The organism is Pseudomonas sp. R4-39-08, assembly GCF_003852275.1.
GTDB lineage: Bacteria > Pseudomonadota > Gammaproteobacteria > Pseudomonadales > Pseudomonadaceae > Aquipseudomonas.
Map to the genome: position 1 here is coordinate 328,454 of NZ_CP027733.1, position 25,873 is coordinate 354,326.

Here is a 25,873-nt window from a genome sequence, read left to right on the forward strand (position 1 = left end):
CTGATCGGTCGACTGACACTCTGCTATCGGGGGCAAGCCCCCTCCCACATTTTTAAAGCAGCTTCGGCGTTTAATCAGTTACTGATCGCCAGAATACTCGCCTGGTACGACCCCACAAACACATCGAAATCGCCCACTTCGTTCTGCTCAAGCTCCGCCTGCTGGGCCAGGGACGTACGCGCCAGTTCTTCAAAACGCGCCTGTTCCTCGGCCGGAAGCGGCTCCTTGCGGAAATACTCAGCATGCACCTCGCTCTGATGCAGGGAGAACTGCGCAAAGCTTTCCTTGCGCTCGGCCATCGCTGCCAGCACCTGAGCCGACGGCGTCAGTGACGGGTCATTGACCTTCGCCAACTGCGCGTCCAGTGCCTGGCTGTGCTCAGTGATGCCGTGGCTTGCATCGAGCAGGGCGGCCAGGGGGGCGATGTGCTCCAGCAGCTCGGTGGCCCACTCTTTCATATCCACCGCTTGGCCCTCACGCTGCAATTGCAGGCCCGGACGGCGACCTTCCTTGACCACGCTGAGGAAGTTGGAGGTGGCATTCCCACATTCATTATTGGCGAACAGCGGGCTGTCATTCAGCGCGCAATAGAGCAGGAACGCGTCGAGAAAGCGCGACTCTGGAAGATCGATACCCATCGGCAGGAACGGGTTGATGTCCAGGCAGCGCACTTCGATGTACTGGATGCCTCGCGCCATCAGGGCCTGGATCGGCCGTTCGCCGGTATAGGTCACGCGCTTGGGGCGGATGTTGGAGTAGTACTCGTTTTCGATCTGCAGGATGTTGGTGTTGAGCTGCACCCATTCACCGTCCTTGTGCGTGCCGACTTCAACATAGGGCGCGTAGGGCGTTGCCACCGCTTCGCGCAGGCTGTCGGTGTAGCTGGCCAGGTCGTTGTAGCACGGCGTCAGGCCAGCCTGGGCGTTGCTCTGGTAACCCAGGTCGCTCATGCGCAGGCTGGTGGCGTACGGCAGGTACAGGGTGTCGGCGTCGAGCACTTCAAGCTGATGCGAGCGACCGCGCAGGAAGCCGGCGTCCAGGGCCGGCGAGGCACCGAACAGGTACATCAACAGCCAGCTGTAGCGCCGGAAGTTACGGATCAGCGCGATATAGGCGGTGGACTGATAGTCGCGGTCGGTGCCGACAAACCCTTCGGCTTCCTTGAGCAGCGGCCACAGCTGTTCCGGCAACGAAAAGTTGTAGTGGATACCGGCAATGCACTGCATGGTCTTGCCGTAGCGCAGGGCAAGGCCCTTGCGATAAACGTACTTGAGCTGTCCGATATTGGAGGTGCCGTAGTAGGCGATCGGAATATCTTCCTCGGCCGGCAACGGGCACGGCATCGAGGGGCTCCACAGGTACTCGCTGCCCAGCTTGGTGTAGGCAAAGCGGTGGATCTTGTCCAGGCTGCTCAGGGTATCGGCCGGGTTGGGCAGCGCGGGAGTGATGAACTCCAGCAGCGATTCCGAGTAGTCGGTCGTGATCTGTTCGTGAGTCAACGCGGCGCCCAGGGCTTCCGGATGCGGTGTCTGGGCCAGGCGGCCCTCGCTGGTGACGCGCAGGCATTCACGCTCGATGCCATGCAGGCAGTGCTCTAGCAGGGAGAGGTGTTCGCGCTTGCCGAGCAGAGCCAGGCGGCGGTTGAGAAGTTCGCTCAAGTTGGATTCCTTCACGCGTCAGTCGCCCCAATATGGGGGTGGGCAAGACGGTCTACAAGGGTGAAGTTGAAACTGGCGTGATCGCCTGGTTCTGAGTCGATTTGACCCGCTCTGAATATGCCGACTTCACTCCATGAATTGGGCTACAGCGCAGCGAGAAAATTCCGACGCTGTTGTCACAGGGCCGAAATTAACTCAAATCATGGGCGGGGAGCTATAGGACAGCGAACGTGCCCTGTGCTTTTGCGACAAGTCTGTCGCCTTGGTACACGTCGGCTTCGACCACTAATGTGCGCCTGCCGGCGTGGATCACCCGGCTGGTGCACAGTACGTCACCGTCTTCCACGGCGCGGATATAGTTGATTTTGCACTCGATGGTCGCGCTCTGCTGGTCGAACCCATGGGCGCTGGAGCAGGCCAGGCCCATGGTGATGTCCACCAGGCTGAAAATCGCGCCGCCATGCAGCTTGCCGCCGCGATTGCGCAAATGCGGCGCCAGGCTCAGGGCCACTTCGGCAACGCCCTCATCCAGGCGCTGCAGGCGGCAGCCGATCAGTTCGCTGAACGCGCTCTGGGTCAAACCGGCCGGAATCTCCATCAGCGCTTCTTCAACTGTTTTGCGTTGGCGAACAGCGAAGCCATGGCGTTGTTGCTCGGAGCAGCTGTCGCGGTTTCCTTGCGCGGCGCGGTGTTCTGCGACGAGCGCGGGGCCGAGCCAGGACGAGCGCCACGGGCGCCGTCGATTTTCTCGCCGGGGGTGTCGCTCATGCGCATCGACAGGCCAACGCGTTTACGTGGGATGTCGACTTCCATCACCTTGACCTTGACCACGTCACCGGCCTTAACCGCTTCGCGCGGGTCCTTGATGAATTTCTCCGAAAGCGCAGAGATATGCACCAAACCGTCCTGATGCACACCGATATCCACGAATGCGCCGAAGTTGGTCACGTTGGTCACCACGCCTTCGAGGATCATGCCCAGCTGCAGGTCCCTGAGGTCTTCGACGCCGTCCTGAAACTCGGCGGTCTTGAATTCGGGGCGCGGGTCGCGGCCGGGTTTTTCCAGCTCTTGCAGGATGTCGGTGATGGTCGGCACGCCGAAGGTTTCGTCGGTGTACTTCTTCGGGTCCAGACGCTTGAGGAACGCCGCGTCGCCGATCAGCGAGCGGATGTCGCGGTCGGTTTCGGCAGCGATTCGTTGCACCAGCGGGTAGGCTTCCGGGTGAACCGCAGAGGCATCCAGCGGGTTATCACCGTTCATTACGCGTAGGAAACCGGCGGCTTGCTCGAAGGTTTTCTCGCCCAAACGCGCGACCTTTTTCAGCGCGGCGCGGGTTTTGAAGGCGCCGTTTTCGTCGCGGTGAGTAACGATATTTTGCGCCAGGGTAGCGTTGAGGCCAGAAATACGTGCGAGCAGCGCCACGGAAGCGGTGTTCACGTCCACACCCACGGCGTTTACGCAGTCTTCCACTACCGCATCCAGGCCACGCGCCAGCTTGAGCTGCGACACGTCGTGCTGGTATTGGCCGACACCGATGGATTTAGGATCGATCTTCACCAGCTCGGCCAGCGGGTCCTGCAGGCGACGGGCAATCGACACGGCGCCGCGGATCGACACATCGAGGTCCGGGAATTCCTTGGACGCCAGTTCCGAGGCCGAGTACACCGAAGCGCCTGCCTCGGAGACCATGACCTTGGTCATCTTCATGGCGGGGTATTTTTTGATCAGCTCGGCGGCCAACTTATCGGTTTCGCGGCTGGCGGTGCCGTTGCCGATGGCGATCAGGTCCACGGCATGCTTGGCGCACAGGGCGGCCAGGATGGCGAGGGTCTGGTCCCACTTGTTGTGCGGCACATGCGGGTAGACGGTGGCGTGGTCCAGCAGCTTGCCGGTGGCGTCGACCACCGCGACCTTGCAGCCGGTGCGCAGGCCAGGGTCCAGGCCCAGGGTGGCGCGTGGGCCCGCCGGAGCGGCCAGCAGCAGGTCATGCAGGTTGTGGGCGAATACGTTGATCGCCTCGGTTTCGGCGCCGTCGCGCAGTTCGCCGAGCAGGTCGGTTTCCAGGTGGGTATAGAGCTTGACCTTCCAGGTCCAGCGCACGACCTCACTGAGCCACTTGTCCGCAGGACGATTCTGATTCTGAATGCCGAATTGTTGACCGATCATGCCCTCGCACGGGTGCATGGTGCCCGGCAGTTCGTCGCCGACTTTCAGCGCGGAGCTGAGAATGCCCTCGTTACGGCCACGGAAAATCGCCAGGGCGCGGTGGGACGGCATGCTCTTGAGGGGCTCGTCGTGTTCGAAGTAATCGCGGAACTTGGCGCCTTCTTCCTCTTTGCCGGCGATGACGCGGGCGCTGAGGATGGCTTCCTGTTTCAGGTAGGTACGCAGTTTTTCCAGCAGGCTGGCGTTTTCCGCGAAGCGCTCCATCAGGATGTACTTGGCGCCTTCCAGGGCAGCCTTGATATCGGCGACGCCTTTTTGCGCGTCGACAAAGCGCGCGGCTTCGGCTTCCGGGGTCAGCGACGGGTCATTGAACAGGCCGTCGGCCAGGTCGCCCAGGCCCGCTTCCAGGGCGATCTGGCCCTTTGTGCGACGTTTCTGTTTATACGGCAGGTAAAGGTCTTCGAGGCGGGTCTTGGTGTCGGCGAGCTTGATGTCGCGTTCCAATTGCGGGGTCAACTTGCCCTGTTCCTCGATGCTGGCAAGGATGCTGATACGCCGCTCGTCGAGTTCTCGCAGGTAACGCAGGCGTTCTTCCAGGTGCCGCAGCTGGATGTCGTCAAGGCTGCCGGTCACTTCTTTTCGGTAACGGGCGATGAAAGGCACCGTGGAGCCTTCATCCAGTAGCGCGACGGCCGCTTCGACCTGTTGTGGGCGTACACCGAGTTCCTCGGCGATGCGGCTGTTGATGCTGTCCATAAAACCACCTGAAATTCTGAAAAGCAGCTCGCAGGCCCGAAACACAAGGCTTTGCGAGGCTGGTTGAGCGGCCCGACTGGCGCCGCTGCCTGGGTCAAGAGGCAGTCTGTTGACCCTCGAAATCGAAAAAACACGACAAGCGGGTAAAAAAAGCCTGGCAGTAAACGGTAACGATCTGACGTTGCCCTGCACGAAGGCGCCGCATTATAACCAGCGTTCTGCCCTTGGGGGCTACTGCGCCAGTGGTCGTAGAGCGCGGCTTGGCTGGCAGTAGAGGAAAAATCTGCTAACAATGCACACGGTGCGTATAACGGCAGCTAGGCCATAATGCGCGCCGAGATAAGAGGAGCATCTAATGAGCAGCACTGCACAAACTGCTGAAGGCGAAAAAATTCTCATCGTTGACGACGATCCGGGGCTGAGCAGCCTGCTGGAGCGTTTTTTCAACTCCAAAGGCTACCGGGCGCGCGCGGTGCCGAACACCGAGCAGATGGACCGCCTGTTGGGGCGTGAAGTGTTCAATCTGGTCGTGCTCGACCTGATGCTGCCCGGCGAAGACGGCCTGACCGCCTGCAAGCGTCTGCGCGGTGCGAACAACCAGATCCCGATCATCATGCTCACGGCCAAGGGTGATGAGCTGAGCCGCATCAAGGGCCTTGAACTGGGTGCTGATGACTACCTGGCCAAGCCGTTCAACCCGGACGAACTGATGGCCCGGGTCAAGGCCGTATTGCGTCGCCAGGCACCGTCGGTACCGGGTGCGCCGGGCAGCGAAGACGAAAGCGTCACCTTTGGCGACTACGAGTTGTCCCTGGCGACCCGCGAGCTCAAGCGTGGCGACGAAGTGCACATGCTCACTACCGGCGAATTCGCGGTGCTCAAGGCCCTGGTGATGAACGCTCGCCAGCCGCTGACCCGCGACAAGCTGATGAACCTGGCCCGTGGCCGAGAATGGGACGCCCTGGAGCGCTCCATCGACGTGCAGATCTCCCGACTGCGCCGGATGATCGAGCCGGACCCTTCCAAGCCGCGGTATATCCAGACGGTGTGGGGTGTGGGTTATGTGTTTGTGCCGGATGGCACCGCAACCAAGTGACCGATGATTTGCAGGGGCGGGCATCCGGCGTTTGATTCCATGAGGATCGACGGGGTGTCCGGCGTCTGCAATTCTGCGAGCGCCGCTCGTTCCTGCAAGGTGTCTAGCTGTCTCCTATGAAAACCCCGCTGTGGTTCCCGCAAAGTTTCTTCTCCCGCACCCTTTGGCTGGTGCTGATCGTCGTTCTGTTTTCGAAGGCACTCACACTGGTTTATCTCTTGATGAACGAGGACGTGCTGGTGGATCGGCAATACAGCCATGGCGTCGCCTTGACGTTGCGCGCCTACTGGGCCGTAGACCCAGAGAACCGTGAAAAGGTAGCCAAGGCCTCAACCCTGATCCGGGTTGATGGGGCCGGCGTGCCTGAGGGCGAACAGCATTGGCCCTACAGTGAGATCTACCAGCGCCAGATGCAGGCGGAACTGGGCGACGACACCGAGGTGCGGCTGCGCATGCATGTGTCGCCTGCGCTGTGGGTGAGGGCGCCCAGCCTGGGAGATGCCTGGATCAAGGTACCGCTGTATCCGCACCCGTTGCGCGGGCAGAAAATCTGGAACGTATTGGGCTGGTTCCTCGCCATTGGCTTGCTTTCAACCGCGTCCGCGTGGATTTTCGTGCGCCAGCTCAATCAACCGCTCAAGCGCCTGGTGTTCGCGGCCCGCCAATTGGGCCAGGGGCGCAGTGTGCGCCTGCCGGTCAGCGATACGCCCAGTGAGATGACCGAGGTGTACGGCGCGTTCAACCAGATGGCGGAGGATGTCGAGCAGGCCGGGCGCGAGCGCGAGCTGATGCTGGCGGGCGTGTCCCATGACCTGCGCACGCCGTTGACGCGATTGCGCTTATCCCTGGAGTTGATGGGCAACCATACCGACCTCACCGATGACATGGTGCGCGACATCGAGGACATGGACGCGATTCTGGACCAATTCCTGGCATTCATCCGTGATGGGCGCGACGAGGTAGTGGAGGAGGTTGACCTGACCGATCTGGTTCGTGAAGTGGTCGCACCCTACAACCAGAGCGGTGAGCAGGTGCGCCTGCGCCTGGAACCGATTCAGCCGTTTGCGTTGCGCAGGGTGTCGATGAAGCGCCTGCTGAACAACCTGATCGGCAATGCCTTGCATCATGCCGGTTCGGATGTGGAAGTAGCGGCGTACGTGTCTGGCGACAGCGCTGCGCCCTATGTGGTGCTGAGCGTGATGGACCGCGGCACCGGTATCGACCCGGCGGAACTGGAGGCCATCTTCAACCCGTTCACCCGTGGCGACCGCGCCCGTGGCGGTAAAGGTACCGGCTTGGGCTTGGCGATTGTGAGGCGGATTGCGTCGATGCATGGCGGCAATGTCGAATTGCGCAACCGCGAAGAGGGCGGGCTGGAAGCACGGGTGCGCCTGCCGCTTGGATTGATGTTGCCCCGGGATGCGGTCTAACAGACAACATGAATCAAATAGTGGGAGGGGGCTTGCTCCCGATAGCAGAATGTCAGTCAATGCAGATGTGACTGACCCACCGCTATCGGGAGCAAGCCCCCTCCCACATCTGAACTGATGTTGTGTCAGGGGCAGAGCTTTTCAGCCCTTTCCCTTGGTTCGGGTCATGTTCGGCCCGCCATTTTTTTCCAGATGCTCAATGATGATCCCCGCCACATTTTTGCCCGTGGTGGTCTCGATCCCTTCCAGGCCCGGCGATGAGTTCACCTCCATGACCAACGGGCCATGGTTGGAGCGCAGGATATCCACGCCCGCCACGGCCAACCCCATGACCTTGGCCGCACGCAACGCAGTCATGCGCTCCTCCGGCGTGATCTTGATCAGGCTCGCGCTGCCGCCACGGTGCAGGTTGGAGCGGAACTCACCCGGCTTGGCCTGGCGCTTCATGGCGGCAATCACCTTGTCGCCCACCACGAAGCAGCGGATATCCGCACCGCCCGCTTCCTTGATGTACTCCTGCACCATGATGTTCTGCTTGAGGCCCATGAACGCCTCGATCACCGATTCCGCCGCCGTTGCGGTTTCGCACAGCACCACGCCGATGCCCTGGGTGCCTTCCAGCACCTTGATCACCAGCGGCGCGCCATTGACCATGTCGATCAGGTCGGGGATGTCATCCGGGGAGTGGGCAAAACCGGTGACCGGCAGGCCGATACCCCGGCGTGACAGCAGCTGCAGCGAGCGCAACTTGTCCCGCGAGCGCGCGATGGCCACGGATTCATTCAGTGGGAAGACCCCCATCATTTCAAACTGGCGCAGCACCGCGCAGCCATAGAACGTCACCGAGGCGCCGATGCGCGGGATCACCGCGTCAAAGCCTTCCAGCGGCTTGCCCCGGTAGTGGATCTGCGGCTTGTGGCTGGCAATGTTCATATAGGCCCGCAACGTGTCGATCACCACCATTTCATGGCCACGTTCAGTGCCGGCCTCGACCAGGCGGCGGGTAGAATACAGACGCGGGTTTCGCGACAGCACAGCGATCTTCATGCAGCACCTGGGGCAGAAATAGTAGAGACCGGGAACACCGGCTTGTCTTGAACGTACTTGACGCCCGGGCTGACCACCAAATGGCCGTCAATCAGCGCCTTGGAGCCTAGCAACAGGCGATAACGCATGGCTTTGCGGCAAGCCAGGGTGAACTCCACCCGCCACACCCGATCGCCCAACGCCAGGGAGGTGCTGATCACGTAGCGCACCTGCGCATGGCCGTTGGAGCTCTTGATGGTTTTCATCGTTACCAGGGGCGCCTCGCAGCGGCGGTGACGCAGTTGCACCACGCTGCCCAAGTGGGCGGTAAAACGCACCCACTTTTCGCCATTACGCTCGAATGGCTCGATTTCAGTGGCGTGCAAGCTCGAGGTACTGGCGCCGGTGTCGATCTTGGCGCGCAGGCCAGCCACTCCCAGGTCGGGAAGCGCCACCCACTCTCGCAGACCCACAACGGTCAAATGGTCAAATGTCTTCAATATGGGTACCGGTCAATGTGCCCAGGCGTCAGGCGAAACCTTGGCTAGGGCATTGAATGCGGGCTTGGCGAACCAATAGCCCTGCATTAGAAATATTCCACAGTCGGAGAGGAAGTCCCGCTCGCCGGCACTTTCGATGCCTTCGGCGATGACAGTAACCCCCAACTGCTCACAGATTGTGACAATCCCCCGGACGATCACCTGACGGACACGGTCTTGGTCGACATCGCGAATCAGCGCCATGTCGAGTTTGATCAGGTCCGGCTGGAAATCGGCCAGCAGATTCAGCCCCGAATAGCCCGCGCCGAAATCATCGATGGCGGTCTTGAAGCCGAATTCGCGGTATTCACGCAGAATATTCGTCAAATGGCGATTGTTATCTACATGCTCGCTTTCCAGTGTCTCGAAAATCAGGCGGTCCAGCGGAAAATTGTGCGCGCGGGCGGCCTCCAGGGTGCTGCGGATACACAGTTCCGGACGGTAAACGGCATTGGGCATGAAATTGATGGAAAGGTGAGTCTGCATGCCCAGGGCGGCAGCGCCGGCAATTGCCTGGGTGCGGCAGCGCTGGTCGAAGCGGTAGCGATTGGTTGCGTTGACGTGGGCCAGCACCGACGACGCGCCTTCACCCTGGATGCCGCGCACCAAGGCTTCATTGGCGAATATCGAATGATCACGCAGGTCTACGATAGGCTGGTAGGCGAAAGCAAAATCGAACCCCAGAGGCTCGCTTTGCTGGCAACCCACGCACCGCTGGTTGGGCGAGGTGAGTGAAACGGGAAAGTCGGTCACAGCGTGTCCTCGCGAAAACAGAGTGCTACCTGGCGTATCTTAGGTGAGCCTCAGGGTTTATGCGTCGAAGCGTTTCAACGGTAAGGTTGCGACATTTTTCAGAGCGAGGAATTCAAGTGGCTCAAAAACAGGAAGAGGAAGAAAAGGTCCGCCTGGACAAGTGGCTGTGGGCCGCGCGTTTCTACAAAACCCGTGCCCTGGCCAAGGCCGCTATCGAGAGCGGCAAGGTGCACCATCGCGGTGAGCGCTGCAAGCCGGGGAAGGAACCGCGTGTCGGCGACGAGTTTCAGATTCGTACAGGGTTTGATGAAAAGACCGTCGTGGTTCAGGCGCTTTCTGTCGTGCGCCGGGGCGCGCCAGAAGCGCAGACACTGTATGCGGAGACCGAAGCCAGCATTACCAAGCGCGAGAACGCTGCGGCCATGCGCAAGGCGGGAGCTTCGGGTTTGACCACCGATGGCAAGCCGAGCAAAAAGCAACGCCGTGACTTGTTCAAGTTTCGCGGCAGTGGCAATGATGATTGATTACACGAATCTCCAACCCAAAGGAGATCAAAATGTGGGAGGGGGCTTGCTCCCGATTGCGGTAGGTCAGTTACCGATAAGCTGACTGATCCACTGCTATCGGGAGCAAGCCCCCTCCCACATTTGGTCGGCGGTGTTAAGGGGTTGTGCGCATGACACTCAATCGCCCGATCACCGGCAATTTGCCGAGCAACCCGAAAACCGGCGCTGTCATCCGCAGCAGGAACCCCGACACCTTCGCTGCAAACGGCGTGTAGTAACCCCAACCCAATGCCAACAGCGCCAGCAAAACCCCGCCGATGTAATCGTCCTGGCCCCAGTGCGCGCCTGCTACCAGTCGCGGCATCATGAACAGCAGCGCCAGGCCCCAGATCACCAGCACCTGGCCGATGCGCTGGGCGAACAGGGTCATGAACATCGCCCAGATCAACAACACCGAAGCATGATCGCCGGGAAAGCTCTGGCTCGATCGGTCTTTCAGTTCCCAGGTTTTCTCCAGCCCAGGGAAAAAATCACTCATCTGCACTGCGCCGCCGATCACCATCGACGGGCTGCTGTGCTGCCAACCCATCTGCGCCGCGAGTTTGGAAAACAGCATTCGGATAAACAGCAACAACAAAAGAATGCTGAGGAAGCCAAAGAACGCTTGGCGAACCTGCACGGCCTTGAACACCCAATCGCCGCGTATCAGCAGCGCCAACAGAATTACCCCGACGACCGCATCAAACGGTCGCAGGCTCGCCACGGCCCACACGTGCAGCCAAGTAGAATTGCTCGCCAGCGGACCATTGAGCAGATGAAACAGCCACTCGTCGAAAATCACACACAGCATCTGCCCCGTGGGCCACAGCCAAAAACACAGCAGCCCGATAGCGAGTAGATTGCAAAGAGCCCATCGCCGGAGGTTCCAGTTCGCTTGGAACAAACCCGGATTGTTCATAAACTGTCCCTCATCGTCCTATTAAGCTCCTTGTTTTCAGGAGAATCCGCACCAATATGGTGCTAAAGCGTTTAATTTTATAAACGTTGTAATCATTTTGTCATCACTTCAGATACCCAGACCTATGACTGATCTACCGGATACCGACTTCACCCAACGCTTTATCTTTGACGAGAACGACGCCCGCGGCGAATTGGTTTCGTTGGAGCTCAGCTATGCCGAAGTCCTTGCCAAACACGCGTATCCGGAGCCGGTCGCGCAGTTGCTCGGTGAGTTGATGGCAGCGGCTTCGCTGCTGGTGGGCACGATGAAATTCGATGGCTTGCTGATCTTGCAGGCGCGTTCCGAAGGTCCGATCCCGATGCTGATGATCGAGTGTTCCAGCGAGCGCGAGATTCGTGGCCTGGCCCGTTATGACGTCGACCGGATTACACCGGATGCCACCTTTTCCGAGCTGATGGCCGATGGCGTGCTGGCGATCACCGTTGACCCCACCGAGGGCCAGCGCTACCAGGGTATCGTTGACCTCGACGGCGAGACCTTGGCGGACTGCTTTACCAACTATTTTGTAATGTCCCAGCAAGTCGGCACCAAGTTCTGGCTCAACGCCGACGGCAAGCGCGCTCGCGGCCTGTTGTTGCAGCAATTGCCGGCTGACCGGATCAAGGATGAGGATGATCGCGCTGAAAGCTGGCGGCATATCATCGCCCTAGCCGACACGTTGAAGGCCGAAGAGCTGCTGGGCCTGGACAACGAAACCATCCTGCACCGCCTTTACCACGAAGAGGCCGTGCGCCTGTTCGACGAACAGTCCCTGCGCTTCAATTGCAGTTGCTCCCGCGAGCGCTCGGCCAATGCCTTGATCAGCCTGGGCCTGGAAGATGCGCAGAATCTAGTGGTGGAACACGGTGGCCATATCGAGATCGACTGCCAGTTCTGCAACGAGCGTTATCTGTTCGATGCTGCCGATGTCGCCCAATTATTCGCCGGCGCAGGCATCGACACCCCTTCCGACACCCGCCACTAAAACGTTTAAGCACAGGTAAATCACCTGTCAAATGCCGGATTAGAGGCGTTCTGACGGGAGGGCCCTACTCTTTTTGGGCTTTTCTGGCATAATCCGGCCCACTTTTTTCGCGGTAGTAGTGCGCAACTTTCTACTACAAAACGTTTGGAGCACTCGGCCATAGGCCGACGGGGAACCTCATGACGCAAGCCAATAACGCCGTATACACCGATCTGAGTGTTGACGATCTGGTCAAAGAAGCCCTGCAGCGCGGTGAAGGCGTGCTTGCCGATACTGGCGCGCTGGTCGTAGAAACCGGTCACCGCACCGGTCGTTCGCCGGTCGATCGTTTCATCGTTGAAGAGCCGACTACCCAGGCTGCAATCGCCTGGGGCCCGATCAACCGCAAGTTCCCGGCCGACAAGTTCGATGCCCTCTGGGCTCGCGTCGAGGCCTTCAACAATGCGCAAGAACATTTCGTTTCCCACGTTCACGTAGGGGCTGCCGAAGACCACTACCTGGCCGTGAAAATGACTACCCAGACGGCTTGGCAGAACCTGTTCGGTCGCTGCCTGTTCATCAACCCGGCGCAGTACAACCCGGCCGGTCGTGAAGAGTGGCAAGTGCTCAACGTGGCCAACTTCGAGTGCGTGCCAGAGCGTGACGGCACCAACTCCGACGGTTGCGTGATCCTCAACTTCGCCCAGAAGAAAGTGCTGATCGCCGGCATGCGTTACGCCGGTGAAATGAAGAAAGCCATGTTCTCGGTGCAGAACTTCCTGCTGCCGGCCGCCGACGTGCTGCCGATGCATTGCGCCGCCAACATCGGTGAAGCAGGCGATGTGACCCTGTTCTTCGGCCTGTCCGGCACCGGCAAGACTACCCTGTCCGCCGACGAAAGCCGTTACCTGATCGGTGACGACGAACACGGTTGGGGCGAAGGCGTGGTGTTCAACATCGAAGGCGGTTGCTATGCCAAGTGCATCGACCTGTCCGAGCAGAACGAGCCGGTTATCTGGAAGGCCATCAAGCACGGCGCCGTGCTGGAAAACGTCGTCATCGACGAAGCCGGGCATGCCGACTACGCCGATGTCAGCCTGACCCAGAACAGCCGCGCCGCCTACCCGCTGGAACACGTTGCCAAGCGTTCCGAAAAGAACCTGGGTGGCGAGCCCAACGCGGTGATCTTCCTGACCTGCGACCTCACCGGCGTTCTGCCGCCCGTGTCGATCCTCAGTGAAGAACAAGCGGCCTACCACTTCCTGTCCGGCTACACCGCACTGGTGGGCTCGACCGAAATGGGTTCGGGCAGCGGCATCAAGTCGACTTTCTCCACCTGCTTCGGCGCACCGTTCTTCCCGCGCCCTGCCGGTGAATACGCTGAGCTGCTGATCAAGCGCATCCGCGGCTTCGGCTCCAAGGTCTACCTGGTCAACACCGGCTGGACCGGCGGCGGCTACGGCGTCGGCAAACGCTTCAACATCCCGACCACGCGCGGCGTGATCGCAGCGATCCAGAGCGGCGCGTTGATCGGTGCCGAAACCGAACACCTCGACACCATCAACCTCGACGTGCCATTGGCCGTGCCGGGCGTTGAGACTGGCCTGCTGAACCCACGTAACACCTGGGCTGACAAGGCTGCCTACGATGAAGCGGCGAAGGCGTTGGCCGGGTTGTTCATCGAGAACTTCAAGAAGTTTGAAGTGAGCGATGCGATCAAGGCTGCAGGGCCTAAGTTGTAAGATTTAGCTGCAGTGAAAAAGCCGCCTTCTGTAGGCGGCTTTTTTGTGCGCGAAAGATCAGTCGGCAATGTGCAAAACCACTGCTCCGACCAGCACCAGCACAACCCCCAGCACCTGCACCGCCGTCAGCCGCTCCTTGAAAAACACAAACCCCAGGATCGCTGCAATCCCACCTGACAGCGTACTGATCACCGTCACCACCGAAACCGACCCTGCCATCGCCCCCCACGAAAACGCCGAGAAGCCACCGAGGTTCATCACGCTCGCTCCGGTCAATGTCGCGCAGTTTTTCAGCGGCGGGATTTTCAAGCCGTCCTTGATCTTCAGCACCATCATCACCATTACGCACCCCCCAACCAGGTAACCCAGCCACAGCATGGTGATGGGGCCCAGCGCTGGCAGCGTATAGCGGCCTTGCAGCCAGAAACTGGTGCCGTACAGCAGCGCGGCGAGCATGGCGTAGGCGATGGACAGGCGCGGATTGTTGTGGGGTACGCCGTTGTCCTTATGGAGGCTGGAAAGGATCACGCCGATGACGCACAGGCCGATACAGCCGAGTTGGATCAGGCTGATCTGCTCGCCGCTGGCCCAGGACAGCAAGGTGGTGACTACGCCGTATGAGGTCACGAGTGGCGCAACGATGGCGGCTTTGCCCAGGGCGAAGGCCTTGGACAGTGCGAGGGCGCTGGACACGGTGAGCAGCGCGGCCGCGATACCCAGGAGCCAGACGCTTAACGGCGCATTGAGGGATTTGAAAAAGAAGGCAGGAAAACTGACCAGCAGCAGGGTCATGATCAAAAAGCCGAGGGCTTGGCCGAAATACACCGCGCGTTTAACACCAACGGCCCGGGCGTTGAGGCCCACCAGAAAGTCCGTGCCGCCCCAGAGCAGGGCGGCCAGCAGGCCCATCGTTACGTCCATGTAAGGTCCTTGTTATGTATCGCTCGCCAGATTTGCGCAAAGCTAATGTGGGAGGGGGCTTGCCCTAATGCCAGTCAGTTAAGGACGAACACTGTACCTGTGGCGAGGGAGCTTGCTCCCGCTGGGCCGCGAAGCGGCCCCAAAAATGGGACTGCTGCGCAGTCCAGCGGGAGCAAGCTCCCTCGCCACAGGTTACTTTTTACCCTTTCTACTTCTTAACTGACTGGCATTAGGGCTTGCCCCCGATTGCGGTTTAACAGTCAAAAATTTGCTGGCTGACACACTGCTATCGGGGGCAAGCCCCTCCCACATTTGAACCTCAGCGCTCTGAGTTCAGCTCAGGTTTTCCAGCGTTTGCGTGTCCCAGCTGTAGGTCTTGATCGCCAGGTAGAGCATACCAATGGTCAGCGGGACTTTGTCGCCATGCCCCTTGGCCCGGCGCTTGAGGAACACGTCGAAGACCGGTGGGTTGAAGTAACGATAAGTGTCGTAGTCGCCCAGGTCGAGGGCGAACTCCTGCTCCAGTGCTTCCATCAGTTGCTTGGCCTCGCCGCCGTCACAGCCCAGGTCGAAATTGAGTGAGGTTTGCAGATGGATGGTCTTGTGTTTCGGCAGGCCGATTTCTTCGTGCAGCAGTTGCAGGAGTTGCTGCATGGCGGGGTCTTTGGGGAAGTTGGGGGCGAGGTTCACGGTAGGGGCACGCAGGAGTGGGTGAGGGGGACGGTTGCGTTGGTGGCGATACTTGTTTTGGCTTTTTAACAAAATGATGCCTGTTACAAAAGCGATGACCGGCAGGCTCTCTGTTTGTGTCTCCCTTATCCAAGAGGTGGCGCAGAATAAGATTGTCGGACCGCTCACCACGAGTATGAGCCCAAAAGCCTTTCTGAATACGGGCCGCTTGATTGTTTTGTCGGCTAAAGCGGCAAGTGCCAAGAGTAGAATCAAATTTATCCATTGGATGTACATGGTTATCGTATTAGCCACCCTGAAATTGTCGGACCATTGACGAGAGAGATCGCTGAGGGCCGATGCCTCCGTTGACCTGAGCGTCGATCCCTATAACGACGTCACCGGCGTGATAGCTACGAATGAGGCCTTTGATAGTCAGACCTACGGCTGCTCCTGCGGCGAGTCCAACTGCTGGAGATGCCAGACTCATTGGCGCTGATACCGCGCCGCTGATTAATCCTGCAACGATTTCCCCGCGAATGTTGAGCAAGTCGGCATGTTGCCGGGTGATTGGCTTCGAGATGCCGATGGTGATTTTGCAAGGCAAATCACGGGCAAGCATTTTGTCGTATAAATCTACGAGCCGCTGGCGCAGCTCATTTGCGAATGTGCCTGCTTCCAGCAGGCATAGGTTTGCCAGTGCGTGCCGGTTGGCTGGTAAGGCTATAAGGCGAAGCACCGTGAAGGTGATGCCATAATGGCCGATGTATTGAGTCCTTTCGATGTTCACGGGTGTCCGCCGAGAAAGTTGAGACCGCGCTATTTTCATTCAGCTACGGGTAACTTCTGTAGACGTTAGGTGGGTATTTGGAGCAGTTTGGGAAGGGGATGTCGCGGTGTTTGGAAGTTTCTTACAGCGGTTTCCGGCATTTGTGCCTTGGCAGCGACGCCATAGGTAAAACTGGTCAAATGTGGGAGTCGGGCTTGCCCGCGTTGACGTTGGGTCAGGTGTGGAAATGTCGCCTGATACTCCGCTATCGCAGGCAAGCCAGCTCCCACAGGGTTAGCTGTGTGGCTGGCTAGTTGGTGTTGGACTGCCGGCCGCCGGCTGTAGCTGCACGTGTTGCGCCGCTTCCAGCAAATCACATCCGTCCTGGACGAGCAGGTACAAGGCGTTGGTGATGTGGGAGATGTCTTTGAGGTCGGCGTGTTCGAAGGTCAGGCAGGAGAAGGTTTCCAGTAAGTCGGTGGCAGCGCGGATGCGTTGGTGGGCGGCGGACTGGATGTCTTCGGCTTTGGCTTGGGTGTCGATGAGAAGCGGATGGGTATCAGTGAAATTGGTGCGTAACTGACGATAGCGAATCATCGTTTCAGGGATTTGCATTTGAAGTTACTCAGTTTGCTGTTAGGTAACCGACATCACCGTGACCAAGCGGTGGGAGGCGGACTGTGCGCAGGTTGGTCAACCGGAAACAGCAATCCGGCACACCCGAAGGCGTCCTACACACAGCCGCCATAGCATCGCGTTACGAGACGATAGACGTCTGTAGAGCAAGTAATGGCACTTATGTGTGCTGTTTTTCGGGTGACCAAACCCGGTCGCTGATTTAGCAGCGACGGAACGAACCTTAGAAGTGAGTGTGTTCTTGGGCAATAAACGGATGGTTTAATCGTTCGTAGTTTTATCAGGTGCTGGCAGGTTTACTGATACACCGCTCAAAAATCGCCTCCAGCCCCCGATAGTCACACGCCACCGCGTCAATATTTGCCGGTATCCACGCCGCATGTTTGACCAGCCACCAGTTCACCGAAAATCCCGCGTTCACGATGATCTGTTCAAACAAAATTCGCTGCGCCCGGCCATTGCCTTCGCGGAAAGGGTGGATAACGTTGAGATCGCCATAAGCCTCGGCGACTTTACTCGCCAACTCGGGTTGGTTCGCGCCGACAAACCAGTTTGCCTGCTCCATCTGCCGGATGATTTTCGCGGCTTCTGGCGGGATACGTTCCGGAGTGCAGAACAGCGTGTCGCCTTTCTGGAGGTTGACGCTGCGTAGCTCACCGGCCCAGTCGTAGATGTCGCCGAACAGGATGCGGTGGATATGTTGCAGGCGTTCGAGGTCGTAGGGCGGGGGAAAGAGTGGGAGGTTGCCTACGGCGATTTCGGATAGTTCACGCTCGGCTTGGTGCAAGCGGTGCTCGTCGAGCAAGTCGAGTCGGTTGCGCAGGACACTGCTACCGGGGTAGCAGTACGGGTCCTGGCCCACCCCGTACTTGTCGAGCATTAGCGTGGGGTGTTGCGGTACTTGGCAAGGACGGCTTCGCGTGTCGGCAGCGGCTTGTCGACGTCGGTCGGTTGGGTGTCGAACCCTTCCAGGCGCAGGCTGGCCAGGTAATTGGAACGGCGGATCTTATGATAGTGATCCTGTTTTTGCTCAAACGTCAGTTCGCTCATTGCAGCGTACTCCTAGTTAGCAAGGCTTTGATTGTAGCGCAATGCATCAGGGGGCAGGCAGGATAAAAACCACGTCACACTCTATACAAAAAAACCGCCAAAAATCTGAATTCAGCGTATGTTTCACCGCAAAATCTTGTAGGGCAATTCCGCCCACTACTTAAAGGGAATTAGCATGGGTTTGCTTCGTGTCGCTTCGGCGATGTCATTGTGTGCGGTGGCTTTTTCCGTTCAGGCCGAGCAGTTGCCGATCGAGGTGCTGAGTGCGGTGGTCAAGGACCAGAAAATCGCCGACGCCGAGGTGCTGCTGCAACGCAACGGTGCGCAGAACGTGGTGGGCCGCACCAACGCTCAAGGGCAGGTGACGCTGACCAGCGAGGCGGCTGACGACGCCAGCAACCTATTGATCATCAAAAAACCGGGCTATTCCAACCTGGTGGTGAAATGCCCGTGCAAGGGCATGACCTACGCTATCAGCCCTGTGATGGAAAACCTCGATGGCTTGCGCGTGGTGCTGAGCTGGGGCCAGACGCCGGACGATCTCGACTCCCATATGATCTTCCCCGGCAACAATATCTACTTCGAGAACAAGACCGGCACCGACGCCGAGCTGGACGTGGATGACACCGACAGCTACGGCCCGGAGACCATCACCCTGCAGAAAAAACACTACGGTGAAAGCTACGTTTACGCTGTGCATGACTACAGCAACGGCGGCAATCCAGGCTCGCGTCAGTTGTCCAACAGTGAAGCCAAAGTATTCGTGTACATGGGCCAATCGCTGGTGCGCACCTACTACGTGCCGAAAAACCGCAGCGGTAACCTGTGGACCGTGTTCCGCATGACCGGCAGTGGCGATTTCCAGGACATCAACACCTTCAGCGGCGTGACCGTGAATGCCGCCAATGTACTCAACGAAGTCAAACCATTGCTGGACGACAGCGTTGCCGTTACCGCAGTAGCCGTCAGCTCTTCCGCACAGACTGATGCGAAGCGTCTGAATGTGCAGGGTGAAACGGCCTACCAGGCGGGTAATCTGGACCAGGCGATTGACCTGTTCCGCCAGGCCATTGATCTGGATAACGGCTTCGGTAAAGCCTATGGCAACCTCGGCCTGGCGTATCAGAAGGCTGGCAACACCGCCGAGTCGATCTGGGCCAACCGCAAGGCTATCGCCCTGGCGGCGGGGGCCAATGCGGCAACCGTACGCGCGGGTGCCTACTACAATATTGCGCGAATCTACGAAGCGGCGGGCCAGTTCCCGGATGCGCTGCGTCACTACCAGTTGGCCAAGGAGCAGAAGGCCAATCCGGTGTACGACACGGCGATTGAGCGGGTGCAGAACCGCTGATTCGGTTGTAGCGCGGTTTTGGAATGTGGGAGGGGGCAAGCCCCCTCCCACATTTGTTTTTGGTGTTCCTACCGTCGTATTTGGCCCAAGGCCATTGCTGCACCCTGTGTATCATCCTGTCTCTTTTTTCCATGCGACCTTTCTCGATCCGCTGAACTTAATGGGCTACGTTTTTAAGCCACGTTCAACGGTCAATGGAGTGACAGCCTATGCACGACACCCTCCAGCAGGTCTTTGGTTATCCACAGTTTCGTTTGGGCCAGGAAGAGACGGTCAGCGCCGTGCTGGCCGGTCGTTCGGCGGCCGCTATTTTCCCCACCGGGTCGGGCAAGTCCCTGTGTTATCAACTGTCAGCCGTATTGCTGCCACACCTGACGCTGGTGGTGTCGCCGTTGTTGGCGTTGATGCAGGATCAGTTGGGTTTCCTGAAGCGCCACGGTATTTCAGCGGGCAGTATCGACTCGGCGCAAAGCCGCGAGGACGCCAATGACGTGATGGCTCGCGCACGTTCAGGGGAATTGAAAATCCTGATGATTTCCGTGGAGCGCTTGAAAAACGAGCGTTTCCGCAACTTCCTGCAAAGTGTGCAGCTCTCGCTGCTGGTGGTGGATGAGGCGCACTGCATTTCCGAATGGGGCCACAACTTCCGTCCGGACTATCTGAAGCTTCCCGACTACCAGCGCCAGTTCAAGATCCCACAAGCGCTGCTGCTGACGGCTACCGCCACGCCCAAGGTGATTGCCGATATGCAGGCCAAGTTCGCCATTGCGCCGCAGGATGTGATTACCACGGGCTTTTACCGGCCCAACCTCAACTTGTTGGTAGAGCCGGTGAGCGGCGCGGACAAACGCCGCCGTCTCGTGCAATGGATGAGCGAGCGGGCCAATCAGCCGAGCATCGTCTACGTCACCCTGCAAAAAACCGCCGAGCAGATCGCCGAGCACCTGAACCGTAACGGCATCCAGGCCGAGGCGTATCACGCCGGTTTGCCCCACGACAAACGCGAGGGCATCCAGCAGCGTTTCATGGGCGGGCGCTCCAATTGCATCGTCGCCACCATCGCGTTTGGCATGGGCATCGACAAGAGTGATATCCGCAATGTAGTGCACTTCGACCTGCCCAAATCCATCGAAAATTACAGCCAGGAAATCGGCCGCGCCGGGCGCGATGGTCAGCCTTCGGACTGCCTGGTGCTGGCCAATCGCGACAGCCTCAATGTGCTGGAAAACTTCGTATACGGCGATACGCCGGAGCAGGAAGGTATCCGTCGAGTGCTGGAAGAGGTGCAGGCCGCGCGAGACGAGGGTCAATGGGAGTTTTTACTCAGGTCTTTATCGGACCACAGTAACATTCGCGAGCTGCCGTTGAAGACGCTGCTGGTGCAGTTGGAGCTCAAGGGCGTGATCGCACCGCGCTACGCGTTTTATGCCGAGTACCGTTTCAAGTACCTGATCGAACCCGAGGCCTTGCTGGCCCGATTTTCCGGGGAGCGACAACAGTTTGTCGCGGCGATCATCCAGGTGTGCAAGCGCGCGAAAACCTGGGCGACCGTGGATTTCGAGGCGCTCTACCAGCAGCACAACGCCGAGCGCAGTCGTGTGGTGAAAGCGTTGGATTACTTCCAGGAACAGGGCCTGATCGAATTGGAGAGCAAGCAGATGACCGAGGTCTACAGCTTGCTGAACACCGATTTCGACCCACAGGTACTAAGCGCCGAGTTATACACAGGCTTCAAGCAGCACGAGGTGACAGAAGTGGCGCGGATTCACGCCATGCTTGATCTGTTCGCCACCGAGCAGTGCCTTGGGCAACGCCTGGCGCGCTATTTTGGCGACGAAAATGTACCTGAGCGTTGCGGGCATTGCTCGGTGTGCCATGGGCACGTCGCCCATCTACCGCCGCCGCCGCGCCTGCCGCCGCTTGTGGATAAAAACTTTATGGGGCTGTGCGGTGATTTTATCCACAGGCATCATGAGCACACCGGCCAATTGCCGGGTGCGGAACGGTTGACGCGCTTTCTGGGTGGGATCAGCGTGCCGTTGTTCACCAAGTTGAAGGCGCGGGGTATTCCCGGGTTCGCTGCGCTGGAGGACTACCCCTACGCCGAGGTTCGTGAGTGGGCCGAAGCTCATTTGAATGACCTGTAAACTCCTTCTAACGAGAGGTGCCCATGCCTGACTCAGTGCCACAACGTGCCGATTACGCACACTTCCAGCCGATTATTACGCGCTGGCACGACAATGATGTGTACGGCCATGTGAATAACGTCACCTACTACAGCTTTTTCGACACGGCGGTGAATACCTACCTGATCGAACAGGGCGAGTTGAATATTCATGACGGGGAAGTGGTCGGGTTTGTAGTCAGTTCGGCGTGCGATTACTTTGCGTCGATCGCTTTCCCTGAGCGCATTGATATCGGCCTGCGGGTGGGCAAGTTGGGCAATAGCTCAGTGCAATACGAGTTGGCGGTATTCAAGGCAGGCGAGCAGGAAGCCTGTGCGGCGGGGCGTTTTGTGCATGTGTTTGTCGACCGGGGCACGAACCAGCCGGTGACGATTCCGGGGAGGTTGCGCGAGGCGTTGCAGAGATTGGTGGTCTGACTCGTTCAAACACCCAAAACCAAATGTGGGTGAGGGCTCGCCCTAACGCCATTCAGTTAAGCGAAAGTGGTCCACTGTAGGAGCGAGCTTGCTCGCGAAAAACGTCTAGGCAACGCGTTCATTCTGAATAAACGCGGAGGCCCAGAGTTCTTTGCGAGCAAGCTCGCTCCTACAAAAGCCTTAACTGACGGCATTAAGGCTTGCCCCTCCCACATTGATTCGCAGTGTTCTTTAAAGCTTAGCGGTGACGGTAGTGATGTTTGTTCTTGCGATGCCCATAGGCATGACCGCGGCCAGGGTGGTCATCACGGTAGTAGCGACGGTCGTCGCGGCCACGGTAACGACGGTCATCGTCATCGCTCTTGTTGCCCATGTAGTTGCCCAGCGCGCCACCTGCGCCACCGCCGGCGGCTGAGCCGATCAGTGCGCCGGTGCTGCCGCCGACACTGCGGCCTACCACGTTGCCACCGGCGGCGCCCAGTGCGCCGCCAATGGCGGCTTCGCCACGGCTGCGCTTGTCGGCGCCGACTGCACTACCGCCCGCGCCACCCAGCGCTGCGCCAATGGTCGAACCAGTGTTGCCGCCCAACTGCTGGCCGACAACCGAACCTAGAACCCCGCCCAATGCGCCGCCCACACCGGCTTCGGTGGTGCCACCGGCCATGGCTGCGCCACTGACCAGGCCAAGGGACAACAAGAGAATCGAGGAGAACTTCATTCAGGGAAACCTCAAGGGGATGACGGCGCGATCCTGAGGTTGTATCGAGCCGCTGACAATCGAAATCCGACCGGCGGCAGCAGTTGTATACAATTTGCTAAGTTGCTGTTTTGTATAGGGAACTTAAGTTGTTTTTACGAGTCTTTAGCTACTTGGGAAAGGCCGCTTTTATATAAAAAGCGGCCTTTTTTGTGCCTGCAAAATGTGTAGCACACGTCAGGCCGAGCGCGCCATGATCAACCCATTATCGCTCGCCGCTTCCAAACGAATCGCCACAAACTTCGACGTTGGCGTATGGCTACCGTCGCCCGTGCTTTCCAACGGCACCAGAGGGTTCACTTCCGGATAGTAAGCAGCGGCCTGCCCGGCCGGAATATCGAACGCCAGCAGGGTGAAGCCCTTGACGCGCCGCTCTCGGCCGTCTTCCCACAGCGAAATGATGTCCGCCTTCTGCCCCGGCTTGAAGCCCAGGCGGATGATGTCGGCTTCGTTGACGAACAGCACATCCCGTTGGCCTTTGACGCCGCGATAACGGTCGTCTAGCCCATAGATAGTGGTGTTGTACTGATCGTGGGAGCGCATCGACTGCATGATCAGGTCCGGCACACGCCCTGTGGCGTGGGTGCGTTCGTGAATCAGGTCTTTGGGCAGGACGTTCGGTCGGAAGTTGGCGCGGCCCGATGGGGTGTTCCAGCGGCGTGCGCCGGCGGAGTTGCCCAAGTAGAAACCGCCCGGGTTTTTGAGCTTCTCGTTGAAGTCCTTGAAGCCTGGGATGGTGTCGGCGATCAGGTCGCGAATGCGTCCGTAGTCAGCCACCAGCCAATTCCAATCCACCGGTTTGCTGCCCAGGGTCGCGGCGGCAATGCCCGCCACAATCGCGGGCTCCGATTTCATCAGCTTCGACAGCGGCTGCAACTGGCCGTTGGAGTCGTGGACCATGCTGAACGAGTCTTCCACAGTCACGGCTTGCGGGCCCTCGGCCTGGATATCGATGTCGGTACGGCCCAGGCATGGCAGGATCAGCGCGTCTTTGCCGTGCATCAGATGGCTGCGGTTGAGCTTGGTGCTGATCTGTACAGTCAGGTCGCAGTTACGCAATGCTTCGAACGTGCGGGTGCTGTCCGGCGTGGCCTGGGCGAAGTTGCCGCCAAGGCCGATAAACACCTTGGCGCGGCCTTCAAGCATCGCGTGGATGGCTTCGACCACGTTGTGGCCATTGGTGCGCGGCACCTGGAACTGGAAGCGGCGCTCCAGTGAGTCGAGGAATGCCACCGGTGGGCGTTCGTTGATGCCCATGGTGCGGTCGCCCTGCACGTTGCTGTGACCGCGCACCGGGCACAGGCCGGCGCCTGGGCGGCCGATATTGCCGCGTAGCAACATCAGGTTGGCGATTTCCTGGATGGTCGGCACCGAGTGACGGTGTTGGGTGATGCCCATCGCCCAGCACATGATCACGTTCTTGCCTTTGGCATACATGCGCGCGGCTTGCTCGATCTCCACCAGCGTCAGGCCGGACTGCTCGACGATTTCCTCCCACGAGGTGTCGTCGATCTGGCCCAGATAGTCCAGCACGTTGATGGTGTGTTCGTTGAGGAAGTCGTGATCGAACACCGCTTCCTTGCCTTCGGCCAAGGCTTGACGCTCCCACAGCAGCAGGAACTTGGCCATGCCGCGCAGGATGGCCATGTCGCCGCCCAGCGCAGGGCGGAAGTAGGCGGTGTTGGTTGGCTTGTCGCCGTTGGTGAGCATTTCCAGCGGATGTTGCGGGTGCTGGAAGCGTTCCAGGCCACGTTCTTTCAGGGGGTTGATACACACCACCTGAGCGCCGCGCTTCACCGCTTCGCGCAGCGGCTCGAGCATGCGTGGGTGGTTGGTGCCGGGGTTCTGGCCCCAGACGAAAATCGCGTCGGCATGTTCGAAGTCATCAAAGGTCACAGTGCCTTTGCCCACGCCCACACTCTGGGCCAGGGCCACGCCGCTGGCCTCGTGGCACATGTTCGAGCAGTCGGGGAAATTGTTGGTGCCGTAGGCGCGCACAAACAGCTGGTACAGGTAGGCGGCTTCGTTGCTGGCGCGGCCCGAGGTGTAGAACTCGGCCATGTCCGGGCTGGGCAGGGCATTGAGGTGCTTGCCGACCAGGTCGAATGCGGCGTCCCAACTGATGGGCTGGTAGCGGTCGGTCGCGGCGTCGTAGCGCATAGGCTCGGTGAGACGCCCTTGGTACTCCAGCCAGTAATCGCTTTGTTCCAGCAGCGCGGTCACGCTGTGTTTGGCGAAGAACGCGGCGTCCACGCGGCGCTTGGTGGCTTCCCAATTGACCGCCTTGGCGCCGTTTTCGCAGAACTTGACCATGCCACTTTCCGGGGAGTCGCCCCAGGCACAGCCCGGGCAGTCGAAACCGCCGTTCTGGTTGGTCTTGAGCATCATGCGCAGGTTTTTCAGCGCGTTGTCGCTGGTCAGCCAGGCGTGCGCCACGCTGATCAGTGCACCCCAGCCGCCTGCCGGGCCTTTGTAGGGCTTGTAGCGTGGGGTTGGGGTTTGGTCGGCTTGGTGGTGAAGGCTCATGGCTGGTACTCCATCGCTGGGCTGTAAACCCGCGGCGCGCTTTTCTGCGGCAGGTGGATGAGATTGAGGTTATGCCGGCGCGCCCATTGCAGGGCAAGGCCGGTGGGCGACGACAGGCTGACCAGGGTCTGGATGCCCGCGCGCAGGACTTTCTGAATCAATTCGAGGCTGCAGCGGCTGGTGACAATTGCCAGGCCGCCGTCGGTCGGAATCTGTTGGCGGATCAGTGCGCCAATCAATTTATCCAGGGCGTTATGCCGGCCGATGTCTTCGCGGCCCATCAGCAATTCGCCCTGGTTGTTCATAAATATGGCCGCGTGCACCGCGCCGCTGTGTTGGCCCAGGGGCTGGAAGGCGCTGATGCGCTGGCGCAGGCCATCAAGCCATGCGGCGGGTGGCAAGGGTGCGCCGGGCAGCACCTGCAGGTCGGGCAAAGCCTGCTCCACGGCTTCGACGCCGCACAGCCCGCAGCCGCTGGTGCCCGCTAATTGGCGGCGCTGCTGCTTGAGGTTCCAGAACGCCCGGCTGGAAATCTGTACCTGGGCATACTGTGCAGAGCCCGAGCCGCTGAGCTTCAGGTCATAGATGTCGCTGACGTCGGTGATAATGCCGCTGCCAAGGCTGAAGCCGACAATGAAGTCTTCCAGGTCGGTCGGCGTCACCAGCATGACGGCCTGGCTGATGTCGTTATAGGCAATCGCCAACGCCACCTCTTCGGCCAGCGCAGTACTGCCGACGTCTGTGTGTTCGAGATTGCTGTACTCATAGCTCTGGCTGGCGGCGGGCGCGGGCATTTCAAGGGCGGGCGCCGCGCAGGTTGGGCGCTTGGCGTTCATGAGGCAATTACCACCGACGGATTGATCAGTGTTCAGACTAGGCGCGACAAAGGGTCGCGTCTAATTGCCAGTATTGATGTAGTGATAGACGGCGTCGATCAAGGCTCGGTTTTGCGCGGT

At 59.5% G+C, this 25,873-nt stretch carries 24 protein-coding genes; 8 read left to right on the forward strand and 16 right to left on the reverse strand.

All coding sequences use genetic code 11. The annotated features are described in order from the left end of the window. Positions 1-74: 74 nt before the first annotated feature. The 3 genes from gshA to C4J88_RS01335 form a co-directional block, all read right to left on the reverse strand. A complete protein-coding gene (gene gshA, locus C4J88_RS01325) occupies positions 75-1,658 on the reverse strand; it encodes a glutamate--cysteine ligase (protein WP_124406013.1) in 1,584 nt (527 codons plus the stop codon). 214 nt (positions 1,659-1,872) lie between these two features. Continuing rightward, complete coding sequence (locus C4J88_RS01330) at positions 1,873-2,256, reverse strand: PaaI family thioesterase (RefSeq protein WP_124365425.1); 384 nt, start codon at positions 2,254-2,256, stop codon at positions 1,873-1,875. Next, positions 2,256-4,580 (reverse strand): Tex family protein, encoded by a 2,325-nt coding sequence (locus C4J88_RS01335; protein WP_124406014.1) that lies wholly within the window; start codon positions 4,578-4,580, stop codon positions 2,256-2,258. Before C4J88_RS01335 ends, C4J88_RS01330 begins: the two co-directional genes overlap by 1 nt. A 355-nt stretch (positions 4,581-4,935) precedes the next feature. Here C4J88_RS01335 and ompR point away from each other — a divergent pair, with 355 nt between their 5' ends. Beyond that, on the forward strand, positions 4,936-5,676 hold the full coding sequence (gene ompR, locus C4J88_RS01340) for a two-component system response regulator OmpR (protein ID WP_003236035.1): 741 nt from the start codon (positions 4,936-4,938) through the stop codon (positions 5,674-5,676). Positions 5,677-5,792: 116 nt separating this feature from the next. Next, complete coding sequence (locus tag C4J88_RS01345) at positions 5,793-7,106, forward strand: ATP-binding protein (RefSeq protein ID WP_124360795.1); 1,314 nt, start codon at positions 5,793-5,795, stop codon at positions 7,104-7,106. Between the two features lie 141 nt (positions 7,107-7,247). Here C4J88_RS01345 and rimK read toward each other — a convergent pair whose 3' ends face one another. From rimK to C4J88_RS01360, 3 genes are read right to left on the reverse strand one after another with little or no spacing between them, the layout of a single operon-like run. Further along, positions 7,248-8,153: a 30S ribosomal protein S6--L-glutamate ligase gene (rimK, locus tag C4J88_RS01350; protein ID WP_007949201.1), complete on the reverse strand. Its 906-nt coding sequence runs from the start codon at positions 8,151-8,153 to the stop codon at positions 7,248-7,250. After that, on the reverse strand, positions 8,150-8,632 hold the full coding sequence (locus tag C4J88_RS01355) for an ATP-dependent zinc protease (protein ID WP_124365427.1): 483 nt from the start codon (positions 8,630-8,632) through the stop codon (positions 8,150-8,152). Before C4J88_RS01355 ends, rimK begins: the two co-directional genes overlap by 4 nt. Before the next feature lie 12 nt (positions 8,633-8,644). Continuing rightward, a complete protein-coding gene (locus tag C4J88_RS01360) occupies positions 8,645-9,424 on the reverse strand; it encodes an EAL domain-containing protein (RefSeq protein ID WP_124365428.1) in 780 nt (259 codons plus the stop codon). 116 nt (positions 9,425-9,540) lie between these two features. Here C4J88_RS01360 and C4J88_RS01365 point away from each other — a divergent pair, with 116 nt between their 5' ends. Then, positions 9,541-9,948: an RNA-binding S4 domain-containing protein gene (locus tag C4J88_RS01365; protein WP_124365429.1), complete on the forward strand. Its 408-nt coding sequence runs from the start codon at positions 9,541-9,543 to the stop codon at positions 9,946-9,948. Positions 9,949-10,084: 136 nt separating this feature from the next. Here the strand turns inward: C4J88_RS01365 and C4J88_RS01370 are convergent, their stop codons facing one another. Next, the gene (locus tag C4J88_RS01370) at positions 10,085-10,888 is read right to left on the reverse strand and encodes a phosphatase PAP2 family protein (protein ID WP_124406015.1); all 804 of its coding nucleotides are present in this window, start codon (positions 10,886-10,888) and stop codon (positions 10,085-10,087) included. Positions 10,889-11,012: 124 nt separating this feature from the next. Here C4J88_RS01370 and hslO point away from each other — a divergent pair, with 124 nt between their 5' ends. Both hslO and C4J88_RS01380 read left to right on the forward strand, forming a co-directional pair. Then, complete coding sequence (hslO, locus tag C4J88_RS01375) at positions 11,013-11,915, forward strand: Hsp33 family molecular chaperone HslO (RefSeq protein ID WP_124365431.1); 903 nt, start codon at positions 11,013-11,015, stop codon at positions 11,913-11,915. Positions 11,916-12,094: 179 nt separating this feature from the next. Beyond that, a complete protein-coding gene (locus C4J88_RS01380) occupies positions 12,095-13,636 on the forward strand; it encodes a phosphoenolpyruvate carboxykinase (protein ID WP_124365432.1) in 1,542 nt (513 codons plus the stop codon). A 57-nt stretch (positions 13,637-13,693) separates the two neighbouring features. Here C4J88_RS01380 and C4J88_RS01385 read toward each other — a convergent pair whose 3' ends face one another. From C4J88_RS01385 to C4J88_RS01410, 6 genes are all read right to left on the reverse strand, one after another. Further along, positions 13,694-14,557: a DMT family transporter gene (locus C4J88_RS01385; RefSeq protein WP_256659075.1), complete on the reverse strand. Its 864-nt coding sequence runs from the start codon at positions 14,555-14,557 to the stop codon at positions 13,694-13,696. A gap of 333 nt (positions 14,558-14,890) precedes the next feature. Continuing rightward, positions 14,891-15,211, reverse strand: coding sequence for a DUF1493 family protein (locus C4J88_RS01390; RefSeq protein WP_256657445.1), 321 nt, complete (start codon positions 15,209-15,211; stop codon positions 14,891-14,893). Between the two features lie 322 nt (positions 15,212-15,533). After that, positions 15,534-16,016, reverse strand: a complete 483-nt coding sequence (locus tag C4J88_RS01395) for a hypothetical protein (protein ID WP_124360803.1) — start codon at positions 16,014-16,016, stop codon at positions 15,534-15,536. 273 nt (positions 16,017-16,289) lie between these two features. Further along, positions 16,290-16,610 carry a hypothetical protein gene (locus C4J88_RS01400; protein ID WP_164487706.1) on the reverse strand — a complete coding sequence of 107 codons (321 nt, stop codon included), beginning with the start codon at positions 16,608-16,610 and terminating at the stop codon, positions 16,290-16,292. A 301-nt stretch (positions 16,611-16,911) separates the two neighbouring features. Further along, positions 16,912-17,511: a putative adenosine monophosphate-protein transferase Fic gene (locus tag C4J88_RS01405; RefSeq protein ID WP_124406016.1), complete on the reverse strand. Its 600-nt coding sequence runs from the start codon at positions 17,509-17,511 to the stop codon at positions 16,912-16,914. Continuing rightward, a complete protein-coding gene (locus C4J88_RS01410; protein ID WP_124402736.1) occupies positions 17,511-17,681 on the reverse strand; it encodes a YhfG family protein in 171 nt (56 codons plus the stop codon). Before C4J88_RS01410 ends, C4J88_RS01405 begins: the two co-directional genes overlap by 1 nt. A 175-nt stretch (positions 17,682-17,856) precedes the next feature. Here C4J88_RS01410 and C4J88_RS01415 point away from each other — a divergent pair, with 175 nt between their 5' ends. The 3 genes from C4J88_RS01415 to C4J88_RS01425 all read left to right on the forward strand — a co-directional run bounded on the left by C4J88_RS01415 (position 17,857) and on the right by C4J88_RS01425 (position 21,634). After that, complete coding sequence (locus C4J88_RS01415) at positions 17,857-19,032, forward strand: tetratricopeptide repeat protein (protein ID WP_124406017.1); 1,176 nt, start codon at positions 17,857-17,859, stop codon at positions 19,030-19,032. A gap of 209 nt (positions 19,033-19,241) precedes the next feature. After that, entirely contained in the window at positions 19,242-21,179 is a 1,938-nt protein-coding gene (locus tag C4J88_RS01420; RefSeq protein WP_124406018.1) for an ATP-dependent DNA helicase RecQ, read from the forward strand. Positions 21,180-21,202: 23 nt separating this feature from the next. Beyond that, complete coding sequence (locus tag C4J88_RS01425) at positions 21,203-21,634, forward strand: thioesterase family protein (RefSeq protein WP_124365442.1); 432 nt, start codon at positions 21,203-21,205, stop codon at positions 21,632-21,634. 238 nt (positions 21,635-21,872) lie between these two features. Here the strand turns inward: C4J88_RS01425 and C4J88_RS01430 are convergent, their stop codons facing one another. The 3 genes from C4J88_RS01430 to fdhD all read right to left on the reverse strand — a co-directional run bounded on the left by C4J88_RS01430 (position 21,873) and on the right by fdhD (position 25,753). Then, positions 21,873-22,352, reverse strand: coding sequence for a glycine zipper domain-containing protein (locus tag C4J88_RS01430; RefSeq protein ID WP_124365443.1), 480 nt, complete (start codon positions 22,350-22,352; stop codon positions 21,873-21,875). A gap of 216 nt (positions 22,353-22,568) precedes the next feature. Beyond that, a complete protein-coding gene (locus tag C4J88_RS01435) occupies positions 22,569-24,917 on the reverse strand; it encodes an FdhF/YdeP family oxidoreductase (RefSeq protein ID WP_124406019.1) in 2,349 nt (782 codons plus the stop codon). Next, positions 24,914-25,753 (reverse strand): formate dehydrogenase accessory sulfurtransferase FdhD, encoded by an 840-nt coding sequence (fdhD, locus tag C4J88_RS01440; RefSeq protein WP_124406020.1) that lies wholly within the window; start codon positions 25,751-25,753, stop codon positions 24,914-24,916. The genes C4J88_RS01435 and fdhD overlap by 4 nt, the downstream gene beginning before the upstream one ends. Positions 25,754-25,873: the final 120 nt, after the last annotated feature.

Bases quoted from the DNA above. Each gene is read 5' to 3' on its own strand.
- C4J88_RS01370 (WP_124406015.1), bottom strand. From the start codon at position 10,888: ATGAACAATCCGGGTTTGTTCCAAGCGAACTGGAACCTCCGGCGATGG.
- rimK (WP_007949201.1), bottom strand. From the start codon at position 8,153: ATGAAGATCGCTGTGCTGTCGCGAAACCCGCGTCTGTATTCTACCCGC.
- C4J88_RS01420 (WP_124406018.1), top strand. From the start codon at position 19,242: ATGCACGACACCCTCCAGCAGGTCTTTGGTTATCCACAGTTTCGTTTG.
- C4J88_RS01330 (WP_124365425.1), bottom strand. From the start codon at position 2,256: ATGGAGATTCCGGCCGGTTTGACCCAGAGCGCGTTCAGCGAACTGATC.
- C4J88_RS01405 (WP_124406016.1), bottom strand. From the start codon at position 17,511: ATGCTCGACAAGTACGGGGTGGGCCAGGACCCGTACTGCTACCCCGGT.
- C4J88_RS01380 (WP_124365432.1), top strand. From the start codon at position 12,095: ATGACGCAAGCCAATAACGCCGTATACACCGATCTGAGTGTTGACGAT.
- C4J88_RS01335 (WP_124406014.1), bottom strand. From the start codon at position 4,580: ATGGACAGCATCAACAGCCGCATCGCCGAGGAACTCGGTGTACGCCCA.
- hslO (WP_124365431.1), top strand. From the start codon at position 11,013: ATGACTGATCTACCGGATACCGACTTCACCCAACGCTTTATCTTTGAC.
- C4J88_RS01390 (WP_256657445.1), bottom strand. From the start codon at position 15,211: ATGCAGCAACTCCTGCAACTGCTGCACGAAGAAATCGGCCTGCCGAAA.
- C4J88_RS01400 (WP_164487706.1), bottom strand. From the start codon at position 16,610: ATGCAAATCCCTGAAACGATGATTCGCTATCGTCAGTTACGCACCAAT.
- ompR (WP_003236035.1), top strand. From the start codon at position 4,936: ATGAGCAGCACTGCACAAACTGCTGAAGGCGAAAAAATTCTCATCGTT.
- C4J88_RS01435 (WP_124406019.1), bottom strand. From the start codon at position 24,917: ATGAGCCTTCACCACCAAGCCGACCAAACCCCAACCCCACGCTACAAG.
- C4J88_RS01430 (WP_124365443.1), bottom strand. From the start codon at position 22,352: ATGAAGTTCTCCTCGATTCTCTTGTTGTCCCTTGGCCTGGTCAGTGGC.
- C4J88_RS01385 (WP_256659075.1), bottom strand. From the start codon at position 14,557: ATGGACGTAACGATGGGCCTGCTGGCCGCCCTGCTCTGGGGCGGCACG.
- C4J88_RS01410 (WP_124402736.1), bottom strand. From the start codon at position 17,681: ATGAGCGAACTGACGTTTGAGCAAAAACAGGATCACTATCATAAGATC.
- C4J88_RS01415 (WP_124406017.1), top strand. From the start codon at position 17,857: ATGGGTTTGCTTCGTGTCGCTTCGGCGATGTCATTGTGTGCGGTGGCT.
- C4J88_RS01425 (WP_124365442.1), top strand. From the start codon at position 21,203: ATGCCTGACTCAGTGCCACAACGTGCCGATTACGCACACTTCCAGCCG.
- C4J88_RS01345 (WP_124360795.1), top strand. From the start codon at position 5,793: ATGAAAACCCCGCTGTGGTTCCCGCAAAGTTTCTTCTCCCGCACCCTT.
- fdhD (WP_124406020.1), bottom strand. From the start codon at position 25,753: ATGAACGCCAAGCGCCCAACCTGCGCGGCGCCCGCCCTTGAAATGCCC.